The sequence below is a fragment of the Streptomyces sp. NPDC086766 genome (genome assembly GCF_044746005.1).
GTDB lineage: Bacteria > Actinomycetota > Actinomycetes > Streptomycetales > Streptomycetaceae > Streptomyces.
Genome location: NZ_JBIVBI010000003.1, coordinates 553,528 through 560,400 on the forward strand (window position 1 = coordinate 553,528; position 6,873 = coordinate 560,400).

A 6,873-nucleotide genomic window follows, 5' to 3' on the forward strand; every position below is an offset into this window, starting at 1 on the left:
CGGGTGCGTGATCAAGCTCTCATCGGCGCCGACGAGCGATGATCCGTCCGGGTCACAGGAGGAGGGGACGTGCCGCGGACACCGGGTCCCAAGCCGTACCCCCTCACCTGCGGCTCCCGTACTTCTCACCGCCCCGCGCGTGTACCCCGTAATGCCCCGGCCATGCGTACGCCCCCGCCGGGTCGTTCGACTCGGCGGCGCATGCGTGGCACGGTGGACTCAGCCCCCGGGCCGTGCGCGGCCCGACACCCCCGTCAGAGAGGGGGGCCACACAGATGGGCACTCTTGTCTCATTGAACCGCGGCGCCACCGCCGCGACGCTCACCGTGGACACCGACATCGACGACCAGACGCGGCCCGCCGTGGAGGCGGCCGTCGCGGGTCTGCCCGGCACCGTCCGCGACCTCACCCTCGACCTCGACGCCGTCCGCTTCGTGGACAGCGCCGTGCTCTACCTGATCCTGACCGCCCGCGACTCCTTCGGCCCCGAAGGCGGCCGGCTCCATGTGGCGGGCCTCGGCGCCCAGCCGCGCAGGCTGCTGGTCCTCGCCACCGACCTGTGGCCGGAGGCCCGCTGGGAGGACTACCTGCCCGCGGCCGGGTAGGCCGCCGGGCCGGTGCCGGGGGGCCGCCGGATCAGGTGACCCGGATGCCCACCAGGCAGGTGTCGTCGTCGGTGTCCGACTTGCTGTAGGTCAGCAGGCGGTCCAGCTGCTGGTCCAGGGTCCGCGGCGCGGTGCGGGCCGTGGTCAGCAGATGGGCCAGCGACTCCACCACCGACCAGTCCCTCCGCTCGATCAGGCCGTCGGTGTACATCAGCAGGGTGTCCTCCGGCGCGAGCCGCATCTCGGCCTCCTCGAACACCGCGTCCTGCAGCGCGCCCAGCAACATGCCCTTGACCATGGGCAGCGGCGCCGCCTCCGTGTCCCGCACCAGTACGGGCGGCAGATGACCCGCCCGGGCCCAGCGCAGGATGCGCTGCTCCGGGTCGTAGAGGGCGCACACCGCCGTGGCGGTGACGGCGCCGGTCAGATGGCGCGTCACGAGGTTGAGCCACGACAGGAGCTGGCCCGGCCCGGCACCGGTCACGGCCAGGCCGCGCAGCGCGTTGCGCAGGACCACCATGCTGGTGGCGGCCTCTATGCCGTGCCCGGAGACGTCGCCCACGCACAGCAGCACCTTCCGCGACGGCAGCACCACGGCGTCGTACCAGTCGCCGCCCACCAGCTGCTCGGTCTCCGCGGGCCGGTAGCGCACGGCCACCTGCAGGTCGGGCAGCTCCAGCGGCGCCTGCGTCGGCGGCATGATGGCGTGCTGCAACTGCAGCGCCAGCCGGTTGCGCTCGCTGGACTGCTGCTCGGTCTGGGCCAGCTGGTCCCGGGTCGCGGCGAGCGCGACCTCCGTCCAGTGCAGCGCCGAGATGTCCTGGTAGGCGCCGCGGACGACGAACAGCCGGCCGTCGGTGTCGAGGACCGGTTCGGCGACCACCCGGATGTGGCGGGTCACCCCGTCGGGCCGCTGCAGCCGGAACGCCGCGGAGGCCGGCCGCAGGTGGTGCAGCAGGGTGCGCAGGAACCGGCGGATCGCCTCGGCGTCGTCCGGGTGCGCGTGCGCGGGCAGCTCCTCCAGCGGCACCGGGGTGCTCGACGGGGGCCGCCCGTACAGCTCGAAGAGCTGGCCGTTCCAGGTGATCTCGCCGGTGAGCAGGTTCTCCTCGAAACCGCCGATACGGCCGAGGCGCTGCGCGTGCTGGAGCAGGCTCGCCAGCCGTGCCGTCTCGTCCTCGATACGCCAGATCAGCAGCACGCTGTTGCCGTGCCGGCTGATGCTGATGTCCGCGACCGCCGACAGGGGCAACTGGTCCACGAGCGCGGTCAGCTGCATGCGCTGGGCACGGAACGACTCGCCCGTGGCGTACACCCGTTCCACGCGCTGGAACAGCTCGCTCTTCCCGGCGGCCATGGGGTAGGCCTCCAGCAGCAGCGCCCCGTTGATCACCACGCGCGGCCGGCCCCCGGGGTCGAGGAAGCGGTCGTTGACGTGCTGGATGCGGAAGTCGACGAGCTGCCCGGAGGCGTCGAGATGCGGCACCAGCACCAGGGCGGGGTCGTGCAGGCCGTCGGCCAGGTCGATCAGCTCGGCGGCGTCCGGCAGGATCCGCGGCTCCGTGGTGAGTTCGTGGCGCTGCGTGTACGTCTCCAGCGTGTGCGCGCACAGCTCGGCCAGCGCCTCCAGCTGGCGGACCACCTGGGGAGGCTGCGGCTCCAGCGGCCCCGGCCAGGCGATCTCCAGCACACCGTGGATGCGGCCGCCGGTGCCGGCGGGCACGGCCACCCGGCCGCCCTCCGGATGCACGTGCCGGCCGATGGTGGGCAGGCCGGTCTCGGCGAGCGAGGTGAACCACTGGCCCTCGCGCGCGATGAGGCCGCGCCGCGCCACGGTGTCCACCTCCGGCGGCACATAGCGCCACCGGGTGCCCTCGGACGGGGAGAAGCCGGCGCTGCCCGCCAGGGTGAGCGAGCCGTCGGGCCCCGCGGCCCAGACCGCCACGGCCACCGCGCCGAGCGGGCGCAGGGCGTGCTCCAGCAGCGAGTCGGCGACGGCCTGGGTGTCGTCCGCGGCCAGCGCCCCGCTCTCGGCGGCCCGCAGCCGTACGGCGGCCGACTCGTCCTCCTCTGCCGTCGCGGCGGCGAGGAAGGCGTCGGTCACCTCGGCCACCCGGTCGTGGGCGGCCTGGTTGATGACCTCGACCGCGAACTCCAGCGGAGTCACCTTGGCCTGCTCGGTCAGCTCCGCGAGCTGCCGGGCGGCCTGCGTCGGCCCGCAGCCCAGCCGTTCGACCAGGATGCCCTTGGCGAGTTCGATCAGGGCCCGGCCCTCGGCCTCCGCCTGTGCGTCCCGCACCTCGCGGCGCAGCCGCTCCACCGTGGCGGCCAGCCTGCCGACGGGGGAGCCGGGGGAGACGCCGCCCGGCAGGTCGCGGAGAGCGGAGTCGGCCGCATCCGTCGGCTGCTCCGGGTCCGCGGTGTCCGCGTTCTCCGGCTGCGCGGGGCCGGCGGTGTGCGTCTGTTCCGGGTCGGCGGTCTCGGTCTGCGCGGGGTCGGCGACGTCCGTCAGCTCCGGCTGCGCGAGAATCGCCGACGCCTCCTCCGGACACGGCTCGGCGCCGGCCGGCTCACGTGGCTGTTCGGACGTGGTCACGATGCGAATGCTCCTCCGCTGCGGGATGCCGGGGCGCGGTCCGGTCGGCGGCGGACCACGTCCGTCCCACCCGCGGGCGGGACGGACGACGGCGCGCTCATGCGGACAACCAGCGTCGGACGCAGGCGATCAGGTCATGGGTGTCGACGGGCTTGGTGACGTAGTCGCTGGCACCCGACGCCAGGGACTTCTCCCGGTCCCCGGGCATCGCCTTCGCGGTGACGGCGATGATCGGAAGCTCCGCGTACTGCGGCATCTTGCGGATCTCCGCCGTGGCCGTGTACCCGTCCATCTCCGGCATCATCACGTCCATCAGCACCAGTGCGATGTCCGGGTTGCCGACCAGCGTCTCGATGCCCTTCAGCCCGTTCTCCGCGTGGAGCACCCGGAAGCCGTACAGCTCCAGGATGCCACTGAGGGCGAAGAGGTTGCGCGCGTCGTCGTCGACCACGAGGACGGTACGCCCGACGAAGGCGTCGTCGACGGGCGGCGCGAGGTCCTGCGGGTCCTCGGTCCGCACCAGGGACAGCACGTCACCGGGCTCCTCGGCCGACAGGTGCAGGGCGATCCGCTCGCGCAGCTCGTCCAGGCTGGAGAGGAACTCCAGCGACCCGTCGTCCTCGTGCGACCGCAGCGCCTGGGCGCGGGCCACGTCGGGGCGCTGACCGCTGTGGATGAGCACCGGCACGCCCGCCAGCGCCGAGTCGCCCTGCAGCGCCTCGAGGAAGCGGGACGCCTCCCCGTCGGGCATGTCCAGGTCGAGCACCACGCAGTGGCACGACTCGTCGGCCAGGGCACCGGCCGCCTCGTGGGCGCCGACCGCGGTGATGACGTCCATCGTCGGCAGCGGGGCCCCGTCGTCCGGGGTGTGCCGGGCCACGTCGGCGACCACGCTCTCGGCGACCAGGGTCAGCAGTCCGCGCGGCCGCTCCTCCACGACCAGCAGGCGGCGCCGGCGCTGTCCGGCCGAACCCAGCCGCTCCGGTGCGACGAGCTGGGGGGCCGCCGCGGCGGGGACGAGGGCGGCCGGCTCGCTCTCCGGGGCCCGGCCGAGGGTGAGCAGCTGCTCGAAGTCGGGACGCGCCACCGGCAGGAAGAGGGTGAAGATGCTGCCCCGGCCGGGCGCGCTGTCCACGGTGACGGCGCCGCCGAGCAGATGGGCGATCTCCCGTGTGATGGACAGACCGAGGCCGGTGCCGCCGTACTTGCGGCTGGTGGTGCCGTCCGCCTGCTGGAAGGCGCCGAAGATGGACTCCAGGTGCTGCTCCGGAATACCGATGCCGGTGTCCTTCACCCGGAACGCCACCACGGCCCCGCCGCGGACCACGCCCGGGGGTACCGCTTCGTCCGCCGCCGGCTCGATGGACAGCTCGACGCTGCCCTGCTCGGTGAACTTCACCGCGTTCGACAGCAGGTTGCGCAGGATCTGCCGCAGCCGGGAGTCGTCGGTCAGCAGGTCGGCCGGCGCGCCGGGCGCGGTGGTCACCCCGAAGTCCAGGCCCTTCTGGGTCGTCATCGGCCGGAAGGTGGCTTCGACGTATTCGATGAGCTGCCGCAGCGACACCCGCTCCGGCGCGACGTCCATCTTGCCCGCCTCGACCTTCGACAGGTCGAGGATGTCGTTGATCAGCTGCAGCAGGTCCGAACCGGCGGAGTGGATGATGCCTGCGTACTCGACCTGCTTCGGGGTGAGGTTGCGCGAGGGGTTCTGTGCGAGCAACTGGGCCAGGATGAGCAGGCTGTTGAGCGGGGTGCGCAGCTCGTGGCTCATGTTCGCCAGGAACTCCGACTTGTACTTGGAGGCCAGCGACAGCTGCTGCGCGCGGGCCTCGAGCTCCTGCCGGGCCTGCTCGATCTGCAGGTTCTTCGCCTCGATGTCGCGGTTCTGCGCGACCAGCAGCGAGGCCTTCTCCTCCAGCTCGGCGTTGGAGCGCTGCAGCTCCTCCTGCTGCTCCTGCAGCTCCGCCGAGCGGGACTGGAGTTCGGCGGTCAGGCGCTGCGACTCGTCCAGCAGCTCGTCGGTGCGGGCGTTCGCCACGATGGTGTTGACGTTGACGCCGATGGCCTCCCGCAGCTGCTCCAGGAAGTCCCGGTGGATCGGCGTGAAGGGGGTGACCGAGGCCAGCTCGATCACGCCGAGGACCTGGTCCTCGAAGAGGATCGGCAGGAGGACCAGCGCGGCCGGCACGGTCTGGCCGAGCCCCGAGGAGATGCTGACGTAGCCCTGCGGGAGCTCGTCCACCAGGATCGTACGGCGGCTGCGCGCGGCCTGGCCGACCAGCGAGCGGCCGAAGGAGAAGCGGGTGGGGCGCTCGTCGTCGTCGGGACGGCCGTAGGCGCCGACCAGCCGCAGCTCGGGCCCGCGCGCGCCGTCCTCGGCGAGGTAGAACGCGCTGTACTGGGCCGACACCAGGGGCGTCAGCTCCTCCATGATCAGCTCGGCCACGACGGGCAGGTCGCGGTGCCCCTGCATCAGGCTGGAGATCCGCGCGAGATTGGTCTTCAGCCAGTCCTGCTGCTGGTTGGCCCGGGTGGTCTCGCGCAGGGACCCCACCATGGAGTTGATGTTGTCCTTGAGCTCGGCGACCTCGCCGGATGCCTCGACCGTGATGGAGCGGGTCAGGTCGCCCTCCGCCACGGCGCTGGCGACCTCGGCGATGGCCCGCACCTGGCGGGTCAGGTTGCCGGCCAGCTCGTTGACGTTCTCCGTCAGGCGCTTCCAGGTGCCCGAGACGCCCTCCACCTCGGCCTGGCCGCCGAGGCGGCCCTCGGTGCCGACCTCGCGGGCGACGCGGGTGACCTCGTCGGCGAAGGCGGAGAGCTGGTCGACCATCGTGTTGATGGTCGTCTTCAGCTCCAGGATCTCGCCGCGGGCGTCGACGTCGATCTTCTTCGACAGGTCGCCCTTGGCCACCGCCGTCGTCACCAGCGCGATGTTGCGCACCTGGCCGGTGAGGTTGTTCGCCATCGAGTTGACGTTGTCGGTGAGGTCCTTCCACGTGCCGGCCACGTTGGGCACGTGGGCCTGGCCGCCGAGTCGTCCCTCGGTGCCGACCTCGCGGGCGACGCGGGTGACCTCGTCGGCGAACGCGGACAGCGTGTCGACCATCGTGTTGATGACGTCGGCCAGGGCCGCGACCTCGCCGGCCGCCTCGACCGTGATCTTCCGGGACAGGTCGCCGCGCGCCACAGCGGTGGCGACCTGGGCGATGGAGCGGACCTGACCGGTCAGGTTCGACGCCATCACGTTGACGTTGTCGGTGAGGTCCTTCCAGGTGCCCGAGACCCCCCGGACGTGGGCCTGGCCGCCGAGGCGTCCCTCGGTGCCGACCTCGCGGGCGACGCGGGTGACCTCGTCGGCGAAGGCGGAGAGCTGGTCGACCATCGTGTTGATGGTGTTCTTCAGTTCGAGGATCTCGCCGCGGGCGTCGACGGTGATCTTCTGCGAGAGGTCGCCCTGAGCCACCGCCGTGGCGACCTGGGCGACGTTGCGGACCTGGGCGGTGAGGTTGCCGCCCATGAAGTTCACCGAGTCCGTCAGGTCGCGCCAGGTGCCCTTGACGCCCTTCACGTCCGCCTGGCCGCCGAGGCGTCCCTCGGTGCCGACCTCGCGGGCGACGCGGGTGACCTCGTCGGCGAAGGCGGAGAGCTGGTCGACCATCGTGTTGATGG

The 6,873-nt window shown here is 72.4% G+C and carries 3 protein-coding genes; 1 reads left to right on the forward strand and 2 read right to left on the reverse strand.

The window, feature by feature from the left end; translation table 11 throughout:
• Positions 1 to 275 precede the first annotated feature (275 nt).
• A complete protein-coding gene (locus ACIPM1_RS08395) occupies positions 276 to 605 on the forward strand; it encodes an STAS domain-containing protein (RefSeq protein WP_402430654.1) in 330 nt (109 codons plus the stop codon).
• 31 nt (positions 606 to 636) lie between these two features.
• On the opposite strand, the gene ACIPM1_RS08400 is transcribed toward ACIPM1_RS08395, so the two are convergent.
• The gene (locus tag ACIPM1_RS08400) at positions 637 to 2,976 is read right to left on the reverse strand and encodes a SpoIIE family protein phosphatase (protein ID WP_402430743.1); all 2,340 of its coding nucleotides are present in this window, start codon (positions 2,974 to 2,976) and stop codon (positions 637 to 639) included.
• A 322-nt stretch (positions 2,977 to 3,298) separates the two neighbouring features.
• Positions 3,299 to 6,873, reverse strand: a 3,575-nt coding sequence (locus ACIPM1_RS08405) for a HAMP domain-containing protein (RefSeq protein ID WP_402430656.1), incomplete at its 5' end; no start/stop codon positions are given.

Coding starts and splice junctions, on each gene's coding strand:
- ACIPM1_RS08395 (WP_402430654.1), top strand. CDS start 276: ATGGGCACTCTTGTCTCATTGAACCGCGGCGCCACCGCCGCGACGCTC.